The following is a 24,858-nucleotide window of genomic DNA, read 5'->3' as shown; positions in this document are numbered from 1 at the left end:
CATTGGATATACATAATAAATGGCTATTTAACGGTATTCGCCTGCATATTTTTCAACTAACGTCAGTGCATCTTTTGTTACAAAGCCAGGGCCTGAGTTAATGTTATTTCCTGGTAAAACACCAAAGCGATCGTAGTTGGTTAGAATGACTACCGGTAAATACGCTTGTAGGAAGGGTTGTTGATCGATACCCCATTGGATAATGCCAGATTTGATGCCTTTAACGATATTCTCACCAAGGTCAAATGTACCGAAGTAAATATCACCCGCTAGCCCATTTTCTTGCAAAGCCAATAATGTAGGATCTGCCGATGTAGGACCTAATGTTAAAATTGCTTCTGTTTTAGGGTTTGCACTTAAGTAAGCAAGTACACGGTTTTTAATTTCCGCAGGATCTTGTCCACTATCAAGCATAGAGTTGCCTAGCTCGACACCTAAACCTTCAGCAAAACCACGACAACGCTCTGCAACTACTGCATTTGAAATAGCATGATTTACGCAAACAAATGAATTAACACCATCTTTCTTCGCTCGTTGGCCCGCGGCATAACCGGCGTCAAATTCTGGTTGCCCAACAAACATAAGAGCACCCAAGTCTCGAGCTTGTTCAGGTGTGCCTGAATTCATGATGATAACGTTGATACCTTGATCCACTGCACTTTGAATTGGTCCACTTAGTACATCGTAATCTGCTAATGTCGTGATAATACCATCAGGATTAGAAGCTGTTGCTTGCTCAATGATTCGAGCCATATCAGCTAAATCACCCGTCGGTGGGTTACGATATTCAACGGTCACATCCATTTGTTTACCCGCTAATGCCACACCATTTTTTACCGTGTTCCACCAGCTATCAGAATCGGGAGCATGACTCACTAATACATATCGCTCAGCAGCAGCTGACATAGAAACAAATGGCGTTGCGAGTGCCACTGAGAATATCGCTGCTGTTAACAATTTAAACTTTTTCATTAAAACTCTCCTAAATAGTATCGGGGGGTTGAAAACAACGGTTCTAATAGTTAGAAGAAAATGTTGAATAATTAGCTATTAGAATTGATTATTTTCCTTTCAAACATAACTACTTTTTTTGTAAATAATGACTAGGTCAAGAAATGAAAAATTATTTTCAATCAGGAACGGATGTATATTAATCTTTCAAATCAAGTTCCGCTACAGCTTAAAAGTCACTCGTTAAATAAATGTTAAGCAGGTCTAGTTTAATCACCTTTTTTTATCAAAAAACGATAAATAGCGCCTAAAATGAAACAAAACTTACAATTAATCACCAAATACCATTAATCAGAAAGTAAATCGTATAAATATCCACCAAAGCAAAAAGTTAAAACTTCCTTTAACAAAAAAGAAAAATATTTTTCATTAAAACAACCAAAATGCCATTATTGTATGATTAATTAAAAAAAGAGAGTTAAAGTAGGCTTCAGTAAGGAGAGATACTCGGCAGCCCAGCGACTTTTATGTCAAGTGATGAAGGAACTGCATCAAAATATCATTTCAATGTAAGTTTTTCTTTCTTACTTTCCTCCATCATCACTTTAAAAAACCAACATCAATTTATATCACTATAAAAATCGGATAATTTTTATCAAAAACAGAAAACAACAAACAAGACAATAACCACATGATTAATAAAAAATAAAACTCAAAACCCCAATAGACACTTCATTTTTAATATATAAAAATAAAATAAACCCACTAACTACCTCACAAAAATGAAAAATATATTTCATAAATATGGTAATACGTTGTATTAATTTGATCGTAATCAATACCGTGTAATACATTTTCATTAGCGCCAATACGTAACATAGCTTTTATTGCACTTAGTAAAAAACAAAAATTAGTCTTTAAATACAAAAAGTTAACACATAAATAATCTTGATGAACGATAGGAGCACACAATGGCAGGGTTTGACAAAGTAGTGTCAAGTTATGAAGAAGCAATGTCGGGGCTTGAAGATAACATGACAATTATCTCCGGCGGTTTTGGCTTATGCGGTATTCCTGAAAATTTAATATCAGAGATAAAGCGCAAAGGAACCAAAGGTTTAACGGTTGTTTCTAACAATTGTGGTGTTGACGACTTTGGTTTAGGTATTTTATTACCTGATCGCCAAATCAAAAAGATCATTGCCTCTTATGTTGGTGAAAATGCAGAATTTGAACGTCAAATGATGGCAGGTGAGCTCGAAGTAGAATTAACACCTCAAGGTACTCTTGCTGAAAAAATGCGTGCTGGCGGAGCGGGTATTCCAGCATTTTTCACTGCCACAGGTTACGGTACTCTCGTCGCCAATGGCAAAGAAGAGCGTGAAATAGATGGAAAAAACTATATTTTAGAGCATGCGATAAAAAGTGATTTTGCAATTGTCAAAGCATGGAAAGCAGATCGCTACGGCAACCTTATTTTTAGAAAAACAGCACGTAACTTTAACCCGATGGCAGCAACTGCGGGAAAAATTACCGTCGTAGAAGTAGAGGAAATAGTGGAGCCTGGTGAGTTAGACCCAGACCAAATCCATACTCCGGGTATTTATGTGAATCGTTTAATTTTAGGTTCATTTGAAAAACGTATTGAGCAACGTACCGTTCAAACAAAATCATAGGGGGAAATATGACTTTATCACGCGAACAAATGGCACAACGTGTTGCTCGAGAAATAGAAGATGGTTTTTACGTTAATCTTGGCATCGGCATTCCTACATTAGTTGCTAACTATTTACCTGCAGACGTTCAAGTCATGCTGCAATCAGAAAATGGTTTGCTCGGTATGGGGCAGTTCCCGACTGAACAGGAAATTGATGCTGACTTGATTAATGCGGGTAAACAAACTGTCACTACAGCCACTGGTGCTTCTTTCTTTGATTCTGCAGAGTCTTTTGCGATGATCCGCGGAGGACATGTTGACCTGACTGTTTTAGGGGCTTTTGAAGTAGATGTTAACGGCAACATTGCTTCTTATATGATTCCTGGCAAGTTAATAAAAGGAATGGGTGGTGCAATGGACTTGGTTGCTGGCGCAGAAAATATTATTGTGACCATGACTCACGCTTCTAAGCATGGGCAATCAAAGTTATTAAGTAACTGCTCTTTACCGTTAACCGGTAAAGGTTGCATTAAGAAAGTGTTAACCGATTTAGCATTTATAGAGATCAGAGATGGAAAATTCCATTTAGTTGAACGTGCGCCAGATGTGTCAGTAGAGGAGATTCAAAAGCTAACCGAAGGGGATTTGGTAATACCTTCTCATGTCCCTGAAATGGTCTTTTAATCTAATTCAATAAAGGTATTCACGTTAGCGACTGTTTAACTGAATACCTTTTTAAAACAATAGCGATAAACTATCAATCACTCGCTTAAAACCCGTTTGGGAAATAACGGCTAATAACACGCCACCTAATCCACCTTTACCAATACCATAAATAAAAACAACTGGGATAACGGTTATATAGAATCAAGGCTCAGACACTATCATCCTAAACTTCCCTGTCGAAAAGTTAAAAGCAGATTTTTTACAATCTGCTTAATATTTTCCATAAACCTAATTTGTTTAAATAGCTAATTTATTTAAACAAGATCAAAGGTTATTACATAGTCGGCATAATAAATGTGCTGTCGTGATCTTCTAAACGAACACTTGTAGGCCAACGGCTTGTTACGGTTTTCATACGAGTATAAAAGCGCACACCATCACTACCATGTACATTTAGTGGGCCAAATACGGATCTTTTCCAACCACCGAAACTATGAAATGCCATCGGCACTGGAATCGGTACATTAATCCCAACCATGCCCGCGAGGACATTTTCACTAAATTCACGTGCAGTTTCGCCATCGCGAGTGAAAATAGCGGTACCATTACCATATTCACAGCGGTTAATTAATGTTAAACCCTGATCATAATTTGGAACTCTTACCACAGATAAAACTGGACCAAATATCTCTTCTTTATAAATATTCATTTCTGGAGACACATGGTCAAATAGAGTTGGCCCTACAAAATACCCCTGTTCATAACCTTTAACCGATACTGATCTTCCATCAACTAATAACGTCGCTCCCTGTGTTACACCTGAATCAATAAACTCACATATTTTAGCTTTATGTTGTGCTGTTACGACTGGGCCCATATCATTTTCAGGACCATCGACAACTCCAGCGCCTATGTTCATTGTTTTGATTTGAGTTTGGAGTTTATCGATAAGTTTGTCGGCCGTTTCATCTCCGACGGCTACGACAACTGATAAAGCCATGCAACGCTCACCAGCCGAACCATATGCGGCACCTATAATTGCATTTGCAGCCATTTCGATATCAGCATCAGGCATTAATAAACAATGGTTTTTAGCCCCTCCTAATGCTTGGCAACGTTTGCCATGAGCAGAAGCTGTCGTATAAATATATTCAGCAATAGGTGTAGAACCCACAAAACTCACCGCTTGAACACGAGTGTCTGTCAGTAACACATCTACAGCTTGCTTATCACCATTTACAACGTTGAAAACCCCATCAGGCAACCCAGCTTGCTTTAGTAAATCGGCTAATTGTAGCGCTAAAGAAGGATCTTTTTCTGAGGGTTTTAAGACAAAGGTATTGCCCGTCGCTAGTGCAATGGGGAACATCCACATTGGTACCATCGCAGGAAAATTAAATGGCGTGATTCCAACACACACGCCCAGAGGTTGCATTAACGAATGGCTATCAACCCCAGAGCCAACGTTAGCTGAATGCTCACCTTTTTGTAAATGAGGAATGCCACAAGCGTATTCTACAACTTCTAATCCACGTGTAATTTCACCTATTGCATCGGAATAAACTTTACCATGTTCGTTAGAAATCAAACGAGCTAGTGCATCTTTATTGGCTTCTAACAAAGCTTTAAAAGCAAACATAATACGTGCCCGTTTTAATGGTGACGACTTTGACCAAGATGGAAAAGCGGCTTGCGCTGCTGAAATAGCGGCAGTGGCTTCAGCTTCATCACTCAATACTACTTGGCGCGTTTGCTGTCCTGTGGCAGGGTTAAAAACAGGTGAAAAACGTTGACTATTACTTGCGGTGATTTCACCGTTAATAAAATTTTGGATGGTTTCCATGTGTTATTCCTTTAAAAATCATTTTTATACAATTAGTGACTTATACCGTTATCAATAATCTGGATTTATTTTCGCGCTACCCAAGATTGAATGATGCTCAAATAGTTCTGTTTAATTTGGTCAACTAAGGTCTGGTCATCAATTTCATGAGCTAGCCAGGCTTTACTTGGTTGTGAAAATATTGTTCTGCCAACAGCAAACCCTTTCACCCATTCACACGTTGAAGCAGCTTTAAAACCGGCCTTTAATTCATCTACTGGAGCATCTAACCCTAGCAATACAATGCCACGACAATGCTTGTCATTAGCTTCAATTAATGCACTAATTTGTGCCCATGAAATGTCATTTAACGGTGGTAACTTCCACCAATCGGGTTTAATACCTAATGTATAAAAACGGGCTAACAATTGAACATAATGTTCATCATTATGAACTGACTCTTTCGGTAAGATAACTTCCAGTAATAATTCATGCCCTGACAAACAACAGGCTTCATACACCTCTTTTATGGTTTTATCCTGTTTAGTCTGCATGTCTAGATCATCTTCTGGATGGCAAAACACCAAACACTTCACGACATGCTCTATCGGCCAAGTTATGAGTTGAGAGCCAATATTGCCATGTTCTAATTGCAATGGACGCGATCCCGGTAGCTCTATTGGGCGAGCGATCCAACAAGCACTGCCAGTCGCATCATTTAATACGGACTGTCCAAACCGGCTGTCACATAAAATGCCTGATTTCCCGACCAAGTCATGTTCTTGTGCAACTTCTTGGTTCGCTTTAAAAATAAGATCTTTTAACTTTGGAATTTGAGCTAAATCCGCACCACACCCTTCTGCCATATCGACGAACTGACTGCGATGATCAAACGCTAAAACACACAATTCTGGCCACTCTACTTTACGTGTCGTGACCCGGTGCAAATGGTTCAGTTCAGGATCTAAGTCAGGGCGAACGACGTGATCCGCACGGCTTAAATAATTATCGAGTTCTTCTTTTGAAGGCATTGCTGGCGCACAACCATGGCGAGAAACGACCAAAGCACCACAGGCATTAGCGTAAGCACAGGATTTTTCCCAACCTTCACTCGTTAAATAACCGCGTAATAAGCCAGACATAAAGGCATCCCCCGCCCCTAACACATTTAATACGTCCACCTGCACACCCTGAACGGTAATCCCTTCATCTAGCGTATTTGGGATACCTTTCGTGAATACAGAGCAACCTAATGGGCCTCGTTTACACACTAATTCAGCCTGGCTAACGCGACGAACATTTTTTAATGCTTCAATGGTATTCGTCGAACCACCAGAAATATGAAACTCTTCTTCAGTACCAACAATAAGGTCAAACAGGTGTAAAACCTCTTGTAGCTGCTGTGTCACAGAGTCAGACGCGATAAATCGAGTTTCACCATCCCCTAGTGTGGTTAATCCCCACAAGATAGGACGATAATCAATATCTAACGCTGTTTTAACACCATTACGTTTTGCATATTTTAAAGCGGTAAGCACTGCTTCACGTGTTTGTGGGTTTGAAAGATGCGTACCTGTGACCGCCAAACAACGTGCTGATGCAATATATTCTTCGGATACATCTTCAGCAGTAATCGCCATATCAGCACAGTTATCGCGATAAAAAATAAGAGGGAAAGTATCCTCATCTTTTATACCTAAGATTACCAGTGCCGTTAATCGATCTTTATCTTTAATTAAATAACGAGTGTCGACGCCAACACGCTCTAACTCTTCCTGTAAGAAGCGTCCCATATGCTCGTCACCAACACGCGCTAACATTGATGACTTCAACCCTTGCTGCGCTGTTCCATAAGCAACATTTCCCGATGAACCACCTAAATATTTTGAAAAAGAAGACATATCTTCAAGTCGTGACCCAATCTGCTGACCATAAAAATCAACTGCAACTCGCCCCATACAGATGAGATCTAAAGATTTATTTTGATCTGATTGTTGCATTATATCTCTGCTCCAAAATGTAGTTTTTTACCGTTTGAATATGCGCTAATGTAAGTGTCCATATGATATGAAATAAAAATTTCAAATTCAATTTAAAATGAAATTTTTATTTCAATTTAAATTGAAAATGTGATCTTGCTAAAACGCTATAAGGTCGTTCTAACAACAAAATCGTGAGATTGCTGATGAATGATATATTTCATTACTATGTTAAAATGAAATAAATAGTTCATGAAAGGAAGATACGATGCCGGTGGCAAAGAATATTGGTCAATTACAAACACAAATTCGCTCGCAATATTCAAGCTTAAGTAAACGCTTACAACAGGTCGCGACATATATACTGGAAAATAATCAAAGTTTAGCTTTTGATACCATTGCCACTATTGCCACTCAAGCCAATGTACCACCCTCGACTTTAATCCGCTTTTCAAAAGCTTTTGGGTTTTCAGGGTTTAATGAAATTAAGCAGCTTTCTAGACAAGACTTAATAGAAGAAACAGCAAGTTATACCGATCGGGCTCGTTTATATAAAGAAACACAGACGACACCAAAATCACCTGAAAAGCCATTACCTATTTTACAAGAATTCGCTCGTGTAAATTCTGAAGCGATGCAGCAACTTGCCACACAAACACCAGAAGAAAGCTTAGAGTTAGCGGTCGATATTTTAAGCAAAGCCGACAATATTTACATCATTGGCTTACGACGTTCCTTTAATATCGCGACTTATTTAACCTATGCTTTGCGTCATGTAGAACGTCGAGCCTTTCTAATTGACGGCTTAGGAGGAATGTTTAATGAGCAGCTTTCTATGGTCGGCACAAATGATGTTGTGATCTCTATTAGCTTTAGCCCCTATGCGCAAGAAACACAATCGCTTTCTGAAATGGCTCATAAAGCAGGTGCGAAACAAATCATGATCACCGACAGCCAAGCTACTCCCCTAGCCGCATTGAGCGATGTTTGTTTCATTGTAAATGAAGGGAAAGTGGATGCTTTCAGATCTCAATCAGCATCATTATGTTTAGTACAATCACTCGCGGTTTCACTGGCCGTAAAGCAATAGCGTTACCGTATTTTCCCAAGCTGATGTGATAGGCGATTCAAAGTATATTTAAGAAACATATTAAAAATAACCACAAAAAAACCTTACTTAATAAAGTAAGGTTTTAAGTGAGGGTTCTTCAGGTCTTTTTATTAATATTGACGAACACTTTTAGCCATTTTAGACATTCGAACAGCGGCTTCTTCAATCTGAGCTTTATCAGCAACCTCTGCGATTCCACAACGCCACCATGACTCATAGCCATGAGTCATGGTTTTAGGTAATACTTTAACGTCAATTAACGTAGACACCGTTTGTTTCTTAGCATCAGCAATGGCAGCAATTAATTCCTCATCGTTACGTACTGTATAAGTGACGCAACCATAACTTTCTGCGTTTTTAGCAAAATCAACGGGAACAGATTTCCCTGTTAACTTGCCTGTTTTAGCGTCACGAAATCGGTTTTCAGTACCAAAGCTGCCCATTCCGTTATCCATTTGTAAGTTATTAATACAACCAAAACTCATATTATCCATTAACACAATATCGATCTTAATGCCTTCCTGAATCGCAGTTTGTAATTCAGAATGAAGCATCATGTATGAACCATCCCCCAGCAGCGCATAAACGGGTTGTTCAGGACAAGAGATTTTAGCGCCAATTGCAGCCGCTATTTCATAGCCCATACAAGAATAACCAAACTCAACATGGTAAGTATCCTTTTGTTTAGGGCGCCATACTCGTTGTAAATCCGCCGGCAACGATCCCGCAGCCCCGACAACAATCGCATCATCACTGAATTCTTTGTTTAAAATGCCCAGTACGCGAGTTTGTAATAGTTTCGATTTTAAAACGTCCGCATATTCATCCAAGATTGAATTATCAAGATGCCCTGCAACTTCAGGTTCAAACTTATTATCTTCATATTTCACATTATCAAGACGATTTAATTCTTCAGCCCAAGTTTTGCGGGCCGTAGTGATTTGATCAGTGTATTCAGAACGATAATTTTCTTTTTCTAAAGCATCGGACAACACTTCCAATGCCGATTTAGCATCCGCGACGACACGAATACCATCTAATTTATACGCGTCATGGCTTGCAACATTGATATTAACGAAGGTTACCTCTTTATTTTGGTATTGAGATTTAGATGCGGTAGTAAAGTCCGTCATTCGTGTTCCCACACCAATAATCACATCGGCTTCTTTTGCTAATATATTTGCGGAGTACGTACCCGTAGAACCAATACCACCACAATTTAATTCATGGTCAAAAGGTACAGCGCTTTTACCTGCCTGCGTTTCTCCAAATGGAATATTAAACTTCTCTGCAAACGCTTTAAACGTATCATGAGCTTCGGAATAACGAACACCACCACCACAAATCAGTAAAGGTTTTTTCTTATCTTTAATTGCAGCGACAGCATCAGCGATCATCGCAGTAGATGCTGGGCGTCGTTCGATTCGGTGGACACGTTTTTGGAAGAAATGCTCTGGGAAATCATAAGATTCACCCTGTACATCTTGCGGTAACGAAATAGTTACGGCTCCCGTATCTGCCGGGTCAGTTAATACACGCATTGCATTTATCATTGCCGTCATCAATTGCTCAGGGCGCATGACACGATCAAAGAATTTAGAGACTGGACGGAAAGCATCATTTGTTGTTATTGAATAATCATGAAACTGTTCAATTTGTTGGATAACAGGATCAGGCTGTCTAGACGCGTAAACATCGCTGGGTAGTAATAAAACCGGTATACGGTTTGCTGATGCTGTCGCTGCAGCCGTGATCATATTGGCACAGCCGGGCCCAACCGATGCACTCACAGCATAGATTTTTTTTCGCTTCTGCTGCTTAGCAAAACCCACAGCAATTTGTGCCATTCCTTGTTCATTACAACCTTGATGCACAATCAAATCGCCTGAGTCTTGCTCTAATGCTTGCCCTAAACCTAAGACATTACCATGACCAAAAATAGTAAAGACACCATGCACGAACTTTTCTTCTTGCCCATCAACTTCGACATACTGTTGATTTAAAAACTTAACTAAAGCTTGTCCAGTGGTTAGTCGAAAAGTACTCATACATTTACTCCAAAGTCATGACATGCAACTAACAGGTCACATTAAACATAATGATAAAAAATCATAAACACGAAAATAGAAAATAAATTTCATATTTAATTCAATGATATTTATTAAAGATATCTAATAGTAGTTTTTTTACACAGAAATGCTATCTAGTTCAAAGAAATAAAATCTCACATCAAAGGAACCCTAAGTTACTGATATGCGTGAAAATATATTTACTTATACTTTTCAATGAATTAATGGCATTTGAGCATTAATTTTAAATAGTATAAATAAAACCTACTAGATAACCATGCTTCAAACAGATAGGCAGATTCATAAAGAAAAAATTAAAAAATATTTTTCATCTATGATGGTAAATTGTATAAATGAACAAAATAAATCAAATGTGATTGATAAAACGGTATACGGGATCAGGTCAAAAATGGATAGGTGATTTGGGGAACAGAGAGCGAGAAGCAGGAGTAGGCTACCCCTGCTAAGTTACAACATTAAGCCTACAGCTAATGTTTGAGCGACAAACATTGCGCTCGTTAAAGAGCGAAACTCTATCACATCGTTTTCTATAATTTCAAAAGATAGATCAGCTTTACGTCCGTGTTCACTCATTTGATTATCAGTAATAGCAACAATTTTCGCGCCAACTTTATGCGCTCGCTCGATCGCGTGGATAGATTCTTGTGCGTGAGGTTTAAACGTTGTGATTAACAATACATCACCTTTTTTAATCTGTTTAAGTATCGGGGATCGCATTCCACCAACACTATCAACTAATTCGACATTTGAGCCGCCCTTAAGCAGCATGTACCAAAGGTAACTCGCAATTGGGTAAGCACGTCGTACTCCTTGTACAAAAATAGTATCCGCTTGTGAGAGTAATGTTATCGCTTCTTCCAATTTAGAAGGTGAAATACCAACAAGTAAATCTTCCATCGCTTTAATATTAGAATCACCTAAGCTTTCGAAAATGCCTTTTACAGTATCAACTTGCAATGGCCCTTCTTCTTTTGCTCGCTTAATGCGCGCTTTATAATCACGAGGTTTATGAAAATACTGATCGCTGAACAAAACCTGCATTTTACTAAAACCATCAAAGCCAAAAGTATTTGCAAAACGACTCAGGGTTGATATTGGAACCCCAGCTTTATCAGAAATGACAGACATCGTTTCGAAAGCGACAATCATAGGCTCTTCAGTGATAAAATCAGCAACCTGTTTAAGGCGATTACTTAATTTGTCATAACGTTCAGCAAGTATATCTTTAAATCTATCTAACGTTGTTGGTACTTCAATATCATTCTGCATCATCTTCACTCTTAAAAAAAACACCTAAGTGAATACTTAGGTGCTACTGCCAAAGAATATCGAAATATAGGAATTAGGACAATAATTTAAACCACCTAATCGCATCCTCTTTGACATGAGGCATGGCTTTTTTCATGAAATATAAACGATCAAATTTTTCAACTTCTGCATTCATATAATCACGTAAATTATGCCCTAACGCTTGGCGTAAGCTTGTGCCGATATTAAATTTAGAAACTCGTGTTTTCTTAAGCTTTAAAATATCTTCTTCTTTAATTCCACTAGTTCCATGTATGACAAGCGGTTTAGAAACAACGGCTTCTATACTCTGTAATAGATCAAAATTAATAATGCTGGTTGGCTCAGTTAAACGATGTACATTGCCCACAGATAAAGCAATGCAATCTAAATCGCTTTCTTCAGCATATTGTTTTGCTTCATTGGGACTTGTGTCGATGGTTTTAATATGATCACGCCCTTCTTGATATGGTACAGAACCGATTTCACCTTCAACACTCACGCCACAAGCATGAGCAACCTCAGCAACTTTTTTAGTTCTGGCAATATTATCGGCTAATGGGAGCTGAGAACCATCAAACATCACTGAACTAAAACCCGCTTTAATCGCTTGATAAACGATATGCTCTTCGTAAGTGTGATCCAAATGCAAGACAACTTTTTGCGTGCTACTTTTTGCTAGTTCACTAAACATCGTAGCTGCAACGACAGGGCCATAAAAATCAATTACATCCTTATTGCAGGCTAGAATAACGGGTTTTCCTACTTCTTCAGCGGCATCAACAACGGCCCTTGCATCTTCATAACCAAACACATTAAAACAGGGCACTGCATAATCACTTGCGGCAGCCATTGGTAATACTTCATTTAAATTAACAAGCATAAAAAATTCCTTTTATTTAAATTTGTTAATCATGTCTTTGATTCCAGGTATCGTATGTACTTGATACTCATGGTGTGGGTCAAAATGCTGCACTAAAGACTTAGATGTTTTCCCCACAATAATCGTGAAGTAATACATTTCATAACCAGGGGCAGCGACACTTGGGTGGTAGCCTTTATCAATTGAAATAACACTACCCGATTTAACATGGTAAACAGGTCCACAGTCATCTTCATGCTCATATAAGAACTGAGCACCAAAACCTTGTCCTGGATTAAATTGGAATTGATACACTTCTTGGTAATTTGTTTCTAATTCACCACGATCGCAATCATGTTTATGTGCAGGGAAACCAGACCAGCCACCAGCACCAACAGTAAATAACTCGCTCACTAATAAGCGACCACGACTATCGGCATTAGATTGGCCTAATATGTGTTTAATTTTACGATGTGTTTTCGTGTCGTCAGAGCCATATTGAATTTTATCAGCGGTTGTTATCGCAAATGGTTCGAGTACTTCGTCATACAGACCACCAGCAATCATCAAATCTGCTTGTTCACTGTCGCATGTAATTTCTGCCGTCATGCCCACAGGGACATAAACTGACTCAGGATCACCGTCCCAAATACTTGCACGCTTACCAATTCCAGGAAAAGTCTGGCCATCAACCACGATAGTGCAAGTTCCACCCGCTAAGACAATAACACTTTCATATCCGTCTACTTGGTGGCTAAACGTTTCACCTTGCTTTAATTTCACTGGATTAAAATAACATAATGGTGTTGTATCATCATTTACGTCAATGATTGGTTGGTTCTTATTATCAAATGGTTCAATGTGCTTTCCCATAGTTATATCCTATCTATTTATAGTGCGAATAAGTCTCGTTAATCTGAAGTATTAACGGGCTGCTTGTTCAAATTTTGCAATAAAACTTTCTAGCGCTTCTTTCGTTGGCATCGCTTCAGTACAACTTGTACCACTAACATTGATTGCCGCCGCTGCAGAGCCGTTACTTACGCCTTGTTCCAATGAACCACCATTTGTCAATGTCCAGATCAGTGCGCCAGCAAAAGAGTCGCCAGAACCAAATGGTTTTTTAGCTTCGACACGGTAAATACCCTGCTCAAACTGATGTCCATTTTTACAATACACGCGAGATCCTAATTCTCCCGCTTTGATGATCACTATTTGAGTGTTGCCTTTTAAGAAACGCTGTGCCGTTTCATTATCATTTTCGTTACCCGGTGCATCGACTGTTTCCATCATGTCGAATTCTTCACGATTACCGATAACAATGTCAGAAAGGTTAGAGGCGATGCCATAATAAATAGATGCATCAACATCCGTACGCCATGTTTTAGGACGATAATCCACATCCAACACAACTACAGTGCCAACGCTGCGTGCATATTGCATGGCTAATAAAGCCGCCTCTCTACTTGGACTCGCTGATAATGCGGTACCAGTGACAATCAACGTTTTGCTCTTTGCAATATAGTTAGCGTTAATTTGTTCCGTTTTTAACATCAAATCAGATGCATTATTTCGGTAAATCAATACATCACAATCTGTAGGTTTCATTTCTGTGAAAGCAACAGAAGTGCGAGATCCCGAACTATCAACCATCATTCCATCTAGGTTTATACCTTGCTGTTCCAAATACCCTTGAACATAACGACCAAATGCATCATCAGCCACACAACTAATAAAACCGACTTTTGCACCCAAGCGATTAATAGCAACCGCGATATTAGCCGCCGATCCACCGACATATTTATCAAAGCCAGTAATATCGGCAAAATCGGTATTGGCTTCGCGTGCATATAAGTCAACACCAGCCCGACCTAAAACAATGGCATCTAATTCTCTATCTTGCTTAAAACTGACCTGTGTCATCCTCTATTCCTTAATCTTTGTAATTAACCCATATAGAGCCATTATCAGCTGATTCAACGCACTTTTCACATAATCGAGTCCCTTCAATGCCCGCATCAACATCTGGAAACCACATTTCTTCTAACTCAGCTGTTTTCCCTTGATTTACGGCATCAAATGCGTAAGCAAATCGAGCATATAAATTAGCCCAAGACTCAAAATAGCCTTCAGAATGTCCACCACCTACTCGGTTACATGACACACCTGAATCGTCTTGGTACAAATACCCCATACCGCGCTCTAATATACGAGGAGCTTCACCTTGCACTTCATACCGTAATTGATTTGGAAACTCATCCCACCATTCGATCGATGCTTTAGAGCCTACCACTCGAATTTTTTGCTGATGCATCGAACCCGCGTTAACAGCCGACGTCCAAAACGCCCCCACTGCACCACCTTTAAATTTCACCATGATATGCGCGTTATCTTCTAAAGGAGCGCGAGACTCTATAAAGCTTTGTCGCATACAACATAAGCTTTCCACTTCCAATTCGGTGATCATTTCACAAAGGTAATAAACATGGGTACCCACATCACCAATCACATATGTCGGACCTGAAGCTTCCGGTGTTACTCGCCATTTCAGGCCAGGATCATTTTTTTCATATTCTTCATTGTGAAAACCATGAGCAAACTGAGCATTTACAACACGAATATCACCAAGGTCACCACGGCGAACCATTTCACGAGCTTGGTGGATCATCGGAAAACCGGTATAACCATACATCACACCAATCAGGCGATTATTTTGAATCGCTAATGCTTTTAACTGGTATGCTTCTTCCGTTGTAAAAGTGAGCGGTTTTTCACAAATAACATGCAGCTTCGCTTCTAGTGCGGCTTTACAAATTTCAAAATGAGTACTGTTAGGGGTTGCAATAGAAACAGCTTGAATGCCATCTTCTCGTTTCTGCTCTTTTGCAAACATCTCTTTATAAGTTGTATATGAGCGACTTTCGTCAATACCTAAATTCATCGCAAAGTCACGACCACGTTCAGCATCAAGATCAAATGCACCGGCAACAAGTTTAAATAAACCATCACGCAGTGCGGCATTTCGGTGAGAGTAACCAATTTGGCTACCACGACCACCACCGACCATCGCCCAGCGAATAGGTTGATCTAAATGACTTTCTTCATTAAACATTGTGCGCTCCTATCAGGTTAGAAAATAGGTAAACGTAAGAGCAAAAACAGAATTTAAGCTCTTACGACTTAAAGTACTTGTGTTTATAAATTAAATTTCTCTGCATAACCTGAAATATTTTTATACGCCGTTTTGGCAAATTTTAGAGGGTTTGCTTTAGCAGGATCTTGCTCCGCTTCTACTAACAACCAACCTTCGTAGTCACGTGCTTTTAGTGCACTAAATACATCGTCGTAATTCACATCACCAGTGCCAGGTACGGTGAATACACCATCTAAAACAGCACTTAAAAATGATTTATCAGCACTACGCGCTGCTTCCATTACCTCTAAACGCAAATCTTTAAAATGCATGTGCCCAATACGGTCTCCCCAGCGATCAATAACATTCACTGGATTACCACCACCATAAGTTATATGACCTGTATCTAATGTTAAAAATACCGACGGTCCAGTAACTTCCATCAACTTATCAACATCAGCTTCGGTTTCACAAATCGTTCCAACATGGTGGTGAAATGAAAGTTTGATGCCGTGTTCATTCAATAAATGGTCAGCAACGATAGTAATTTTTCTACCGTATTCAACCCACTCATCAGCCGTTAAAATAACGCGCTTAGAAAGTGCAATCTCAATATCGCCATGAACAGAATTGCTGACTTCGCCATACACCATCGCCTTACAACCAGCTGCTTTCAATAGCTTGATATGCTCTTGCATGTTGGCAATTTCTTCATCCGCGGTACAGGTCATTAAGTTACCGCTGAACCAACCCGATGCTAAAACTAATCCATGTCCTTTAAGTAAAGGAACTAATGTTTCAGGATCTCTAGGGTATTTAGTCCCTAGTTCTGTCCCAGTAAAACCAGCCTCTGCCATTTCACTCAAACACTGCTCTAATGGAATATCACCACCTAATTCTGGCATGTCATCGTTGGTCCACGTTAAAGGACTGATACCATATTGAACTTTACTCATTTGACTCTCCGGATGAATTTAAAAACTAAATGTAATTTAAGGTGCAAGCTTTAAATCCAAATGAGTAATGACTTGCTACCATACAAATCAAATATACCCTAAACAGAACAAAACGAAAATATTTTTTCATTAATAATTTGCTATTTATCACCTATTTAAAAAAATAAATTATTGACTACCTATTTCATGATCAACTTCAAATAATCAACTCATTGATAAAACACAAATATACTCAATTAAAACAAAAACTTAATGTCATTAATGTAGCTTGAAAATATCAAGCTGTGACAAACTTAACGTTTCGTCATAAATTTACGCTAAAGAAATAGCAGTTTTCAAAAAACTACAATAGTATCAAAAACCACTAAAGTGAAAAATATTTACCATTTAAACTCCAACGTCAAATGGAAAAATATTTTTACTTTTATTTCTAATAACATTTACCTTATGACAAACTAATCCAGTAGTTGCATAAAGGGGTTGATATGAAAGATGTCGTTATCGTCAGTGCCGTGCGAACCGCAATTGGGTCATTCACAGGTATGTTTGCTAGCGTAAGCGCTGTTGACTTAGGTGTAACAGCGGTAAAAGGCGCGATTGAAAAGGCAGGTATACAAGCAGAACTTGTTGAACAAGTAATACTAGGGAACGTGCTTGCTGCTGGGCATGGCCAAAACATAGCAAGGCAAATACAAATTAAAGCGGGAATCCCACAAGAGAGCACGGCTTATACCGTATCTAAAGTTTGTGGCTCCGGTTTAAAAGCAATTACGCTAGGTGTACAGGCAATTCAAACAAATGAATGCGAAGTCATTGTTGTAGGTGGAACAGAAAGCATGTCTAACGCGGCTTATGTATTGGATCAACACAGAAGCGGAAAGACATTTGGGCATAGCCAAGCGATAGATACGATCCTTTCTGATGGTTTAACCGATGCCTTTACTGATATTCATATGGGGATTACAGCTGAAAATTTAGCGGAAAAGTACTCATTAACACGCGAAGAACAAGATAAATACGCTTTACAATCACAACAACGCACTCAAGCCGCAATCGAAGCAAATAAGTTTGATCAGGAAATCGTCCCACATACCATTTCAACACGTAAAGGCGATATCGTTTGTAACAAAGATGAATTTCCAAGGGCAAACACCACGTTTGAAGCATTAAGCAAGTTAAGAACTGTGTTTAAAAAAGATGGAACCGTCACCGCTGGCAATGCATCTGGCATAAATGATGGCGCAAGCGCATTGGTATTAATGAGTGCTGAAAAAGCAAAGCTTCTTGGTATTAAGCCTTTAGCAAAAATTGTTTCACATGCAAGCGCAGGCGTAGACCCTAATTTAATGGGATACGGACCAGTGCCAGCAACTGAAAAAGCGTTACTTAAAGCCAACTTACAAGTCCAAGATTTAGACCTCGTGGAAGCAAATGAAGCCTTTGCCGCACAAGCACTTTCGGTTATGAAAGGCCTCGCATTAACACCGGAGAAAACCAATGTTAATGGTGGTGCTATCTCGTTAGGCCATCCTATTGGGGCATCAGGTGCACGCATTTTAGTAACGTTATTGCACGAGTTAAATGCACGCAATGGACGATATGGATTAGCGACGTTATGTATAGGTGGCGGACAAGGCACAGCATTAATCGTTGAACGAGAAAGCTAACCTTATTTTTTAATAATGTAGACTGATATCGTAAGGACAAAGATATGTTTAATATTGCACTATTTGGCGTAGGAAGAATTGGCAAGATTCATGGTCAAAATATACATGACCATTCACAAACTAATGTGTATTCAGTCGTTGACTCTTACATAGCTGGTCGTGAAGAATTAGCAAAAAAATACGATGCCAAGATTCAAACTGTAGACGAAGCAATGGCAGACCCTCAAGTAGATGCCATTTGTATCTGTTCAGCAACCGATACTCACGTTAACTTTATCGAAATAGCCTCACAAAATGGAAAAGCCATTTTCTGTGAAAAGCCCATTGATCTTGATTTAACGAAAGTGCGTAAATGCTTAACTGTGGTTGAACAAAACAACACCACACTCTTTATCGCGTTTAATCGTCGTTATGACAACCATTTTAATGAGTTAAAAACACGGTTAACAAATAATGCCATTGGCCAAATTGAATCGTTAACCATCACCTCTCGCGATCCTGCGGCTCCACCAGTGGAATACGCAAAAACATCTGGTGGCATGTATCGTGATATGACCATTCATGACTTTGATATGGCGCGTTATTTAATGAATGAGGAACCAACCAGTATTACAGCTTATGGTAGTTGTATGGTTGATCCTGAAATAGGGCAAGCTGGCGATATAGACACATCCGTTGTTGTATTAACCTTTGCATCAGGAGCGATTGCAACCATCAATAATAGCCGCCGATCAGGTTACGGTTATGACCAACGTATAGAAGTGCATGGCAGTAAAGGTTTATTAACCGCTGGTAATATCACCGAAAATACAGTGAAGCAATTTGGCGATCAAGGTGCTGTTGAATCCAACCCAGAGTACTTCTTTTTACAACGCTATGCTGGCGCTTACAAAAATGAGTGGCATCATTTTGTTGAAGTCTTAGGTGGCGCTGAATCTCGTTCACCCGGTATTGATGGTGAAAGAGCATTAGCATTAGCAGACGCGGCATTGGAGTCATTAACAACAAATAAAACCGTGATCCTGTAGTCCTTTTTTACTTAAAGGATTTCATGAAAGTAAGCATGAATATGGCTACTTTCTTACTTTATCGACAACTAACTTGCGCTCAAGTTTATTAACATTGGTGTTTTTATGAAATTTGCATTACATGGTATGTGTTCTTTATATAATAATATCGTCAGTGATATTCGTCTTGCAGAACAAACGGGATATCAAGGTTTAGAGATTCACACCGAAAAACTATGGCGATACATTAATAGTGGCTTTACAAGTAAAGACCTAAAGCAAAGACTGGATGACGCCGGTATTCAGCCATCAGCAATTGATATTGTTGGTAGCGTTGAAGCGCCAGATAAAGACACGCAACAAGCCGTTTTTAAACAAGTGGAAACACTCTGCAAATTCGCTCACGACATCGGTGCACCAACGATTCAATTAAATTCATTTGAAGCTCTAAATGGCTTATCCGTTGAAGATAATATTAAAATCTCTGCTCAAAATATCAGACACATTGCGGATATCGGTAAAGAGCAAGGTATTCGCTTTCAATTTGAAGGTGCAGCTTGGACACCCATCGCAAAGTTAGATGACTACTTCCGTCTTCATGATGCCGTCGGTCGCGATAACTTTGGTTTTGTATTAGATACGTGGCATCTCTGGGCATGCCGTGGGGCAACGCTAGAACAAGTCGCTAACGTGAGTAAAGAGTTAATCTACAATATCCATATTTCAGATGGGTTAAGGCCTGCTGAAAACCAACCTTGGGTCGATGAAAAAGAACTGCGCGGCTTCTTGATTGGTGACGGTGAAATCCCACTACAAGAATGGATTGATGCAATCCAAGCGACAGGGTATGACGGTTTTTATTCTGGTGAGTTTTTGAATGACCAGTTATGGGAAGGCGACCATTACGACACAGCAGAAAAAATGCTGAAAGGTATGCGCAAATTAGTTAAATAATGGTAAAGGTAACTACATCAACCTTAATCTAAAATTGGATACGACTAGGCTGCACCATTAAAAAACTGAAAGATTGCAGAATTCTCGATAGTGTTATGTTAGCCGTTTTTTAAACTTTTGATTTTAAAAGCCAAGTAAACATTTACTTGGCTTTTTTCTTTAATCACGAATACCTCCGCACTTCATGTAGCACGTAATACCCCTGTACATTCTGGACACATTTGCCATAATGATCTGTCGCACTATTCCCATTACTTATCAATCTACAGCACTGGATTTACGTTCCAGCTCGCTCAATGGAGACAACATGAATACTTCCCAAAACAGCAATCCCATTACGGTTTGTGCACTATACAAATTTGTTCACTTAGAAACATTTGAGGCGTTACGTGCCCCCCTTATTGAGAAAATGATCAGTGTCGAAGTTAAAGGAACCCTGCTCCTGGCCTCTGAAGGGATTAACGGAACAATCGCAGGCCCTCAAAGTGGCATTGATGCTGTGCTTAAGTTTCTAAACGCACAGCCAGGACTAGACAATATTTCCCATAAAGAATCCTATAGTAGTGAGAACCCATTTCACCGAACTAAAGTGAAACTGAAAAAAGAAATTGTCACAATGGGTGTGGAAGGAATCGACCCTAATCAAGTCGTAGGAACATACGTGAAACCAAAAGATTGGAATGACCTTATTTCCGATCCGGACGTTCTAGTCATCGATACTCGTAATGATTATGAGATTGAAATAGGAACGTTCAAAAATGCCATCAACCCAAATACTGAGACATTCCAAGAGTTTCCGAAATACGTCGAAGAAAACCTAAATAAAGACAAACATAAGAAAGTTGCGATGTTTTGTACCGGTGGTATTCGCTGTGAAAAGTCGACGGCTTACCTAAAAGAGCAAGGCTTTGATGAGGTATACCATCTTGAGGGTGGCATATTAAAATACCTAGAAGACGTTCCGAGTACCGAGACAATGTGGGAAGGTGAATGCTTCGTATTTGATGGACGAGTCACGGTCAACCATGAACTAGAACAAGGTCAATACGACCAATGCTATGCTTGCCGATTTCCAATTACGGAAGAAGAGAAAAAGAGCGAACATTATATTAAAGGTGTAAGTTGTCATCGATGTCACGACAAAGTGACCGATGAACAGCGAAATCGATATATAGAACGTCAACGTCAGATAGCGTTAGCAGAACTACGAGGGGAATCTCACATCGGTGGCGAGATAAAAGAGTTAATTGAAGAACGACGCCAAGCTAAAGCAGACAAGAAAGCACAGCAAGCCAATAAGTAGCCGAAGAAACACAGACTACAGAACCTACTATCTTAATTTGGATAATAAAAAGCACCATCCCAGAATACTGAGATGGTGCTCTAGCTTCAATTTAACGTTTTAACTCAAGGCAGTGAGTTGTTTAAAACGTTGAATTAAAAGTCGTAGTATGCAACTAGGAATACATCAGTTCTGTCGCCGTCGTCTTTGATGTCACCTTGAACAGTAACAACATCAGATACGTCATAGCTTGCTGCAACGTTGATTGCATCGTAGTCATCAGCTACATCAAACGACTTAGCTACATAACCAGCAGAAAGAGTTAAAGCATCGCTCACTGCAAAACCAGCACTTGCATAGATACCAGTCTCTTCATCACCACCCTCAGGGTCATTGATCCAAGCGTTAGCACCAACAGTAACAGCACCAAAACTTGCGTTACCAGAAAGAGAAGTTACTGAATATTCATCTTGCTCTTCTAAGCCAGCATATACAGCAAAGGTATCTGCTTTATAGCCTAAATAACCATTGACACCAGCTTCAGAGTCACCAGTATTATCACCTACTTTAAAGTAAGAAATACCGTATGCCACACCGCTAGAAGAACCTTCAAATTTAATGACATCGAAAGCGTCACTTGTGTCACCAGCAGAAGAACCGAATTCAACTGTTTGGTCACCAGCGCCATCAACTTTATCTAGTGCTGTGTCATTTTCCCAACCGTAAGAAAGAACACCAGCTTCAGTTTTGTAGCCTAACCACGCTTTATCAACGTCAGTCGTTGTGTCGTTTGAAATGCCACTTGCATCTTCATCATCAGTCCAGTTGAACTCAAGATCCATTTCAAAATAACCAACAACATTGCCATTGGTATAGTTAGTAGAAACAGTTACAGCCGTCGCCCAGTCATCATAAAAAGCTTCTGTGTCAGTATCGTAGTATCCACCAATGCCACCACTGATATCTGATTCAAATGTGCCTGCTGCAAAAACTGAAGGAGTCGCAAAAGTTGCAATTGCTAACGCTAAAATACTCTTTTTCATATTAAATTCCGTTATTTTAATAAAGAGAGGGTATCCGATGGATCCCTTACTATTTTTATCAAGTTAATAAGGTTAAACCTCACCTACTCGACCACCGCTTATTAATCACAAAAACGCGATTTGAGTTCGCGTTCAAGTGACGTGAATCACAAAGTAATTTCGATATTAAAATAGAACTAATTTAAATACAACGGGTCATACGGTTTAAAATATTACATTTTAGTTTCACGATCATACAAAACCCCATATTTAAACCAAAATACAGCATTAACACAATGTAAAACACCAAATACTAAAATAACCATAATAGTGCACAAAAAAATCAACTTGCTTCCTTTAAGAGCAAAAAAGGCAAATTAGTGGGTAAAAAATGAACAAAACAACCGAAAAAGTGCAACTCAGCTTTATTTTAGGAGAGTAAAGATTCATTCCATTTCCTCACCTAACTCACAGCTTCAAAACTGTAAACAAAATTGCTCATCGCTAATATTTTTTTAATAAGTACGATCTTTTCGTGCATTCACATCGCTAATCTGGGCAAAAAACATACAAAACAAGATCTAATTCAAACTTTTCCAATTTATAAATGTAACAGCATTGTTAACTGAGCATTTATTCATCGACCTCACCGGGAATCTGCTATTACTTATCTTATTCACTAAACAAATAAATCATCGCGTTGAGGATCGATCATGAAGATGCCTAGCTTACGTCACACCAAAATTCGTACTCGCCTATATCTATTATTGATTGCGACCATAATCATGGTATTGATCCCTTTTGCGAAAGTAATGCAGGACTACCGACATGATCTGATGGTCGATAAGGAAGTCAAAACTCGTCACATCATTGAAGTTTCTCATGGAGTTCTCGACTATTTTCACCGACAGCATGATGATGGAAAGTTGAGTTTAGAGCAGGCTCAAACCGAAGCTAAGAATGCGATTAACAAGCTTCGCTACGAAGAAAACGACTATTTTTGGATCAATGATCTCACTCCAACTATGGTTATGCATCCAATAAAACCTGCTCTAAACGGTAAAAATGTTGGTGGTGTAGAAGATCCAACTGGAAAAGCACTGTTTATAGAAATGGTAGACCTTGCGAAGTCTCAAGGAGGTGGCTTTGTTAATTACATGTGGCCAAAACCGGGTTCGGATGTCGATATAGAAAAGATCTCTTATGTAAAACTATTTAAACCTTGGGGGTGGGTAATAGGAACTGGAGTCTACGTTGATGATATTGATGCACTGGTAATGAACGCAATGAAATCAATGGCTATCTTCCTAGGAGTTGTAATTGCAATATTAGTTATTCTTTCAACCATTATTGGCCGTAGTATTTCATCACCATGTGAGTCCACAAAGCGTGCACTGGAAGATATATCTGGGGGTGAGGGGAATTTATCGAAAAAGCTTCTTGTAGAAGGAAACGATGAATTTACCCATATTGCAAATTCATTTAATCTGTTCACAGATAAAATTCAGCATTCTATCCAGCACATATCTCCAATTTCTCAAAGCATTTCAAGTTCAGTGCAAACTCTCAACTCAATCGCAGAGCAAACTGGAAAGCAAGCAACCGATCAACAAAGCTCTGTAAGTTCAGTAGCAGCAGCTATGACAGAGTTACAATCCAATAACCAAGAAGTTGCTCATTCGGCCCAACAAGCGGCAAGTGCAGCTCAATCAGCAAGAGTAAATAGTGAACAAGGCCAGCTATCAATATCGAATGCGTCTGATTACATGTCCTCTCTCTCTCAAGCCCTTTCGGAAACCGAAGAAAATAGCCATAAACTTGCCGCAGAGGCAGACAATGTTGGCTCTGTACTTGAAGTCATTAGAGGTGTCGCAGAGCAAACAAACCTCCTCGCGCTCAATGCGGCTATCGAAGCAGCACGTGCCGGTGAACAAGGTAGAGGCTTTGCCGTTGTCGCAGATGAAGTTCGAACGTTAGCGACTCGCACCCAAAAGAGTACAGATGAAATCGAAGAGATCGTCACCAGCTTGCAAGCCAGAGCGAAAAACCTATCGAATTCGATGAATCAAACCAAACAACAATCGAACTTAACCCTCGAGCAAGCGGAAAGTGCACGCCAGGTATTAGAGGACATTAATCAACAAATTAATGAAATCCTGAGTATGAATGAACATATAGCGGCAGCTTCAAATCAACAGTCAGAAGCATCAGATGAAATTAGCCGAAACGTCAATCAATTCGCAACTCATTCCGAACAAACCGCCCAAGATGTCCAGGCTCTGACTAAAACTAGCCAACAATTATTGAAAGACAGTACAACATTAAATGACAGTTTTAGTGTGTTTAAAGCTTCCTAAATTTTTGTCTATCCATACGTGATATAAAAAGAGACAAGACTAATAGTCTTGTCTC

19 protein-coding genes are annotated in these 24,858 nt (G+C 39.3%); 8 read left to right on the top strand and 11 right to left on the bottom strand.

The features are described from left to right. Positions 1–27 precede the first annotated feature (27 nt). A complete protein-coding gene (locus ACWU4D_RS15310; RefSeq protein ID WP_456052315.1) occupies positions 28–972 on the bottom strand; it encodes a sugar ABC transporter substrate-binding protein in 945 nt (314 codons plus the stop codon). 950 nt (positions 973–1,922) lie between these two features. Between ACWU4D_RS15310 and ACWU4D_RS15305 the strand changes: the two genes are divergently transcribed. Both ACWU4D_RS15305 and ACWU4D_RS15300 read left to right on the top strand, forming a co-directional pair. Then, positions 1,923–2,627: a CoA transferase subunit A gene (locus ACWU4D_RS15305; protein ID WP_456052314.1), complete on the top strand. Its 705-nt coding sequence runs from the start codon at positions 1,923–1,925 to the stop codon at positions 2,625–2,627. Between the two features lie 8 nt (positions 2,628–2,635). Continuing rightward, on the top strand, positions 2,636–3,292 hold the full coding sequence (locus ACWU4D_RS15300; protein WP_456052313.1) for a 3-oxoacid CoA-transferase subunit B: 657 nt from the start codon (positions 2,636–2,638) through the stop codon (positions 3,290–3,292). Between the two features lie 316 nt (positions 3,293–3,608). On the opposite strand, the gene ACWU4D_RS15295 is transcribed toward ACWU4D_RS15300, so the two are convergent. Then, entirely contained in the window at positions 3,609–5,117 is a 1,509-nt protein-coding gene (locus tag ACWU4D_RS15295; protein WP_456052312.1) for a CoA-acylating methylmalonate-semialdehyde dehydrogenase, read from the bottom strand. A gap of 65 nt (positions 5,118–5,182) precedes the next feature. After that, a complete protein-coding gene (locus ACWU4D_RS15290; RefSeq protein WP_456052311.1) occupies positions 5,183–7,096 on the bottom strand; it encodes a bifunctional 5-dehydro-2-deoxygluconokinase/5-dehydro-2-deoxyphosphogluconate aldolase in 1,914 nt (637 codons plus the stop codon). Between the two features lie 247 nt (positions 7,097–7,343). Between ACWU4D_RS15290 and ACWU4D_RS15285 the strand changes: the two genes are divergently transcribed. Next, the gene (locus tag ACWU4D_RS15285; protein WP_456052310.1) at positions 7,344–8,165 is read left to right on the top strand and encodes a MurR/RpiR family transcriptional regulator; all 822 of its coding nucleotides are present in this window, start codon (positions 7,344–7,346) and stop codon (positions 8,163–8,165) included. Positions 8,166–8,296: 131 nt separating this feature from the next. On the opposite strand, the gene iolD is transcribed toward ACWU4D_RS15285, so the two are convergent. From iolD to iolE, 7 genes are all read right to left on the bottom strand, one after another. Then, complete coding sequence (gene iolD, locus ACWU4D_RS15280; RefSeq protein WP_456052309.1) at positions 8,297–10,234, bottom strand: 3D-(3,5/4)-trihydroxycyclohexane-1,2-dione acylhydrolase (decyclizing); 1,938 nt, start codon at positions 10,232–10,234, stop codon at positions 8,297–8,299. 489 nt (positions 10,235–10,723) lie between these two features. Continuing rightward, the gene (locus ACWU4D_RS15275) at positions 10,724–11,548 is read right to left on the bottom strand and encodes a MurR/RpiR family transcriptional regulator (RefSeq protein WP_456052308.1); all 825 of its coding nucleotides are present in this window, start codon (positions 11,546–11,548) and stop codon (positions 10,724–10,726) included. Positions 11,549–11,618: 70 nt separating this feature from the next. Then, entirely contained in the window at positions 11,619–12,446 is an 828-nt protein-coding gene (locus tag ACWU4D_RS15270; protein ID WP_456052307.1) for a class II fructose-bisphosphate aldolase, read from the bottom strand. Between the two features lie 12 nt (positions 12,447–12,458). Next, on the bottom strand, positions 12,459–13,298 hold the full coding sequence (locus ACWU4D_RS15265; protein ID WP_456052306.1) for a 5-deoxy-glucuronate isomerase: 840 nt from the start codon (positions 13,296–13,298) through the stop codon (positions 12,459–12,461). 51 nt (positions 13,299–13,349) lie between these two features. Further along, positions 13,350–14,348, bottom strand: coding sequence for a 5-dehydro-2-deoxygluconokinase (gene iolC / locus ACWU4D_RS15260; protein WP_456052305.1), 999 nt, complete (start codon positions 14,346–14,348; stop codon positions 13,350–13,352). 10 nt (positions 14,349–14,358) lie between these two features. Beyond that, positions 14,359–15,537 carry a Gfo/Idh/MocA family protein gene (locus tag ACWU4D_RS15255; protein ID WP_456052304.1) on the bottom strand — a complete coding sequence of 393 codons (1,179 nt, stop codon included), beginning with the start codon at positions 15,535–15,537 and terminating at the stop codon, positions 14,359–14,361. 83 nt (positions 15,538–15,620) lie between these two features. Further along, positions 15,621–16,514 carry a myo-inosose-2 dehydratase gene (iolE, locus tag ACWU4D_RS15250; RefSeq protein ID WP_456052303.1) on the bottom strand — a complete coding sequence of 298 codons (894 nt, stop codon included), beginning with the start codon at positions 16,512–16,514 and terminating at the stop codon, positions 15,621–15,623. A 485-nt stretch (positions 16,515–16,999) separates the two neighbouring features. Here iolE and ACWU4D_RS15245 point away from each other — a divergent pair, with 485 nt between their 5' ends. From ACWU4D_RS15245 to trhO, 4 genes are all read left to right on the top strand, one after another. Then, the gene (locus ACWU4D_RS15245) at positions 17,000–18,181 is read left to right on the top strand and encodes an acetyl-CoA C-acetyltransferase (RefSeq protein ID WP_456052302.1); all 1,182 of its coding nucleotides are present in this window, start codon (positions 17,000–17,002) and stop codon (positions 18,179–18,181) included. A gap of 44 nt (positions 18,182–18,225) precedes the next feature. Next, positions 18,226–19,209 (top strand): inositol 2-dehydrogenase, encoded by a 984-nt coding sequence (iolG, locus tag ACWU4D_RS15240; protein WP_456052301.1) that lies wholly within the window; start codon positions 18,226–18,228, stop codon positions 19,207–19,209. Between the two features lie 105 nt (positions 19,210–19,314). Beyond that, entirely contained in the window at positions 19,315–20,142 is an 828-nt protein-coding gene (locus ACWU4D_RS15235) for a sugar phosphate isomerase/epimerase family protein (RefSeq protein ID WP_456052300.1), read from the top strand. Between the two features lie 307 nt (positions 20,143–20,449). Next, the gene (trhO, locus tag ACWU4D_RS15230; RefSeq protein ID WP_456052299.1) at positions 20,450–21,445 is read left to right on the top strand and encodes an oxygen-dependent tRNA uridine(34) hydroxylase TrhO; all 996 of its coding nucleotides are present in this window, start codon (positions 20,450–20,452) and stop codon (positions 21,443–21,445) included. 134 nt (positions 21,446–21,579) lie between these two features. Here trhO and ACWU4D_RS15225 read toward each other — a convergent pair whose 3' ends face one another. Beyond that, positions 21,580–22,467, bottom strand: a complete 888-nt coding sequence (locus ACWU4D_RS15225) for a porin (RefSeq protein WP_456052298.1) — start codon at positions 22,465–22,467, stop codon at positions 21,580–21,582. Positions 22,468–23,159: 692 nt separating this feature from the next. Here ACWU4D_RS15225 and ACWU4D_RS15220 point away from each other — a divergent pair. Further along, a complete protein-coding gene (locus tag ACWU4D_RS15220; RefSeq protein WP_456052297.1) occupies positions 23,160–24,803 on the top strand; it encodes a methyl-accepting chemotaxis protein in 1,644 nt (547 codons plus the stop codon). Positions 24,804–24,858: the final 55 nt, after the last annotated feature.

It is taken from the genome of Vibrio phycocola (assembly GCF_053850235.1).
Note: the sequence above shows the minus strand (reverse complement) of the source record. Positions and strands in the feature narration are given on the sequence as shown.

Bases quoted from the DNA above. Each gene is read 5' to 3' on its own strand.
- iolE (WP_456052303.1), bottom strand. From the start codon at position 16,514: ATGAGTAAAGTTCAATATGGTATCAGTCCTTTAACGTGGACCAACGAT.
- ACWU4D_RS15285 (WP_456052310.1), top strand. From the start codon at position 7,344: ATGCCGGTGGCAAAGAATATTGGTCAATTACAAACACAAATTCGCTCG.
- ACWU4D_RS15225 (WP_456052298.1), bottom strand. From the start codon at position 22,467: ATGAAAAAGAGTATTTTAGCGTTAGCAATTGCAACTTTTGCGACTCCT.
- ACWU4D_RS15305 (WP_456052314.1), top strand. From the start codon at position 1,923: ATGGCAGGGTTTGACAAAGTAGTGTCAAGTTATGAAGAAGCAATGTCG.
- trhO (WP_456052299.1), top strand. From the start codon at position 20,450: ATGAATACTTCCCAAAACAGCAATCCCATTACGGTTTGTGCACTATAC.
- ACWU4D_RS15235 (WP_456052300.1), top strand. From the start codon at position 19,315: ATGAAATTTGCATTACATGGTATGTGTTCTTTATATAATAATATCGTC.
- ACWU4D_RS15290 (WP_456052311.1), bottom strand. From the start codon at position 7,096: ATGCAACAATCAGATCAAAATAAATCTTTAGATCTCATCTGTATGGGG.
- ACWU4D_RS15300 (WP_456052313.1), top strand. From the start codon at position 2,636: ATGACTTTATCACGCGAACAAATGGCACAACGTGTTGCTCGAGAAATA.
- ACWU4D_RS15220 (WP_456052297.1), top strand. From the start codon at position 23,160: ATGAAGATGCCTAGCTTACGTCACACCAAAATTCGTACTCGCCTATAT.
- iolC (WP_456052305.1), bottom strand. From the start codon at position 14,348: ATGACACAGGTCAGTTTTAAGCAAGATAGAGAATTAGATGCCATTGTT.
- iolD (WP_456052309.1), bottom strand. From the start codon at position 10,234: ATGAGTACTTTTCGACTAACCACTGGACAAGCTTTAGTTAAGTTTTTA.
- ACWU4D_RS15265 (WP_456052306.1), bottom strand. From the start codon at position 13,298: ATGGGAAAGCACATTGAACCATTTGATAATAAGAACCAACCAATCATT.
- ACWU4D_RS15310 (WP_456052315.1), bottom strand. From the start codon at position 972: ATGAAAAAGTTTAAATTGTTAACAGCAGCGATATTCTCAGTGGCACTC.
- ACWU4D_RS15270 (WP_456052307.1), bottom strand. From the start codon at position 12,446: ATGCTTGTTAATTTAAATGAAGTATTACCAATGGCTGCCGCAAGTGAT.
- ACWU4D_RS15245 (WP_456052302.1), top strand. From the start codon at position 17,000: ATGAAAGATGTCGTTATCGTCAGTGCCGTGCGAACCGCAATTGGGTCA.
- iolG (WP_456052301.1), top strand. From the start codon at position 18,226: ATGTTTAATATTGCACTATTTGGCGTAGGAAGAATTGGCAAGATTCAT.
- ACWU4D_RS15255 (WP_456052304.1), bottom strand. From the start codon at position 15,537: ATGTTTAATGAAGAAAGTCATTTAGATCAACCTATTCGCTGGGCGATG.
- ACWU4D_RS15295 (WP_456052312.1), bottom strand. From the start codon at position 5,117: ATGGAAACCATCCAAAATTTTATTAACGGTGAAATCACCGCAAGTAAT.
- ACWU4D_RS15275 (WP_456052308.1), bottom strand. From the start codon at position 11,548: ATGATGCAGAATGATATTGAAGTACCAACAACGTTAGATAGATTTAAA.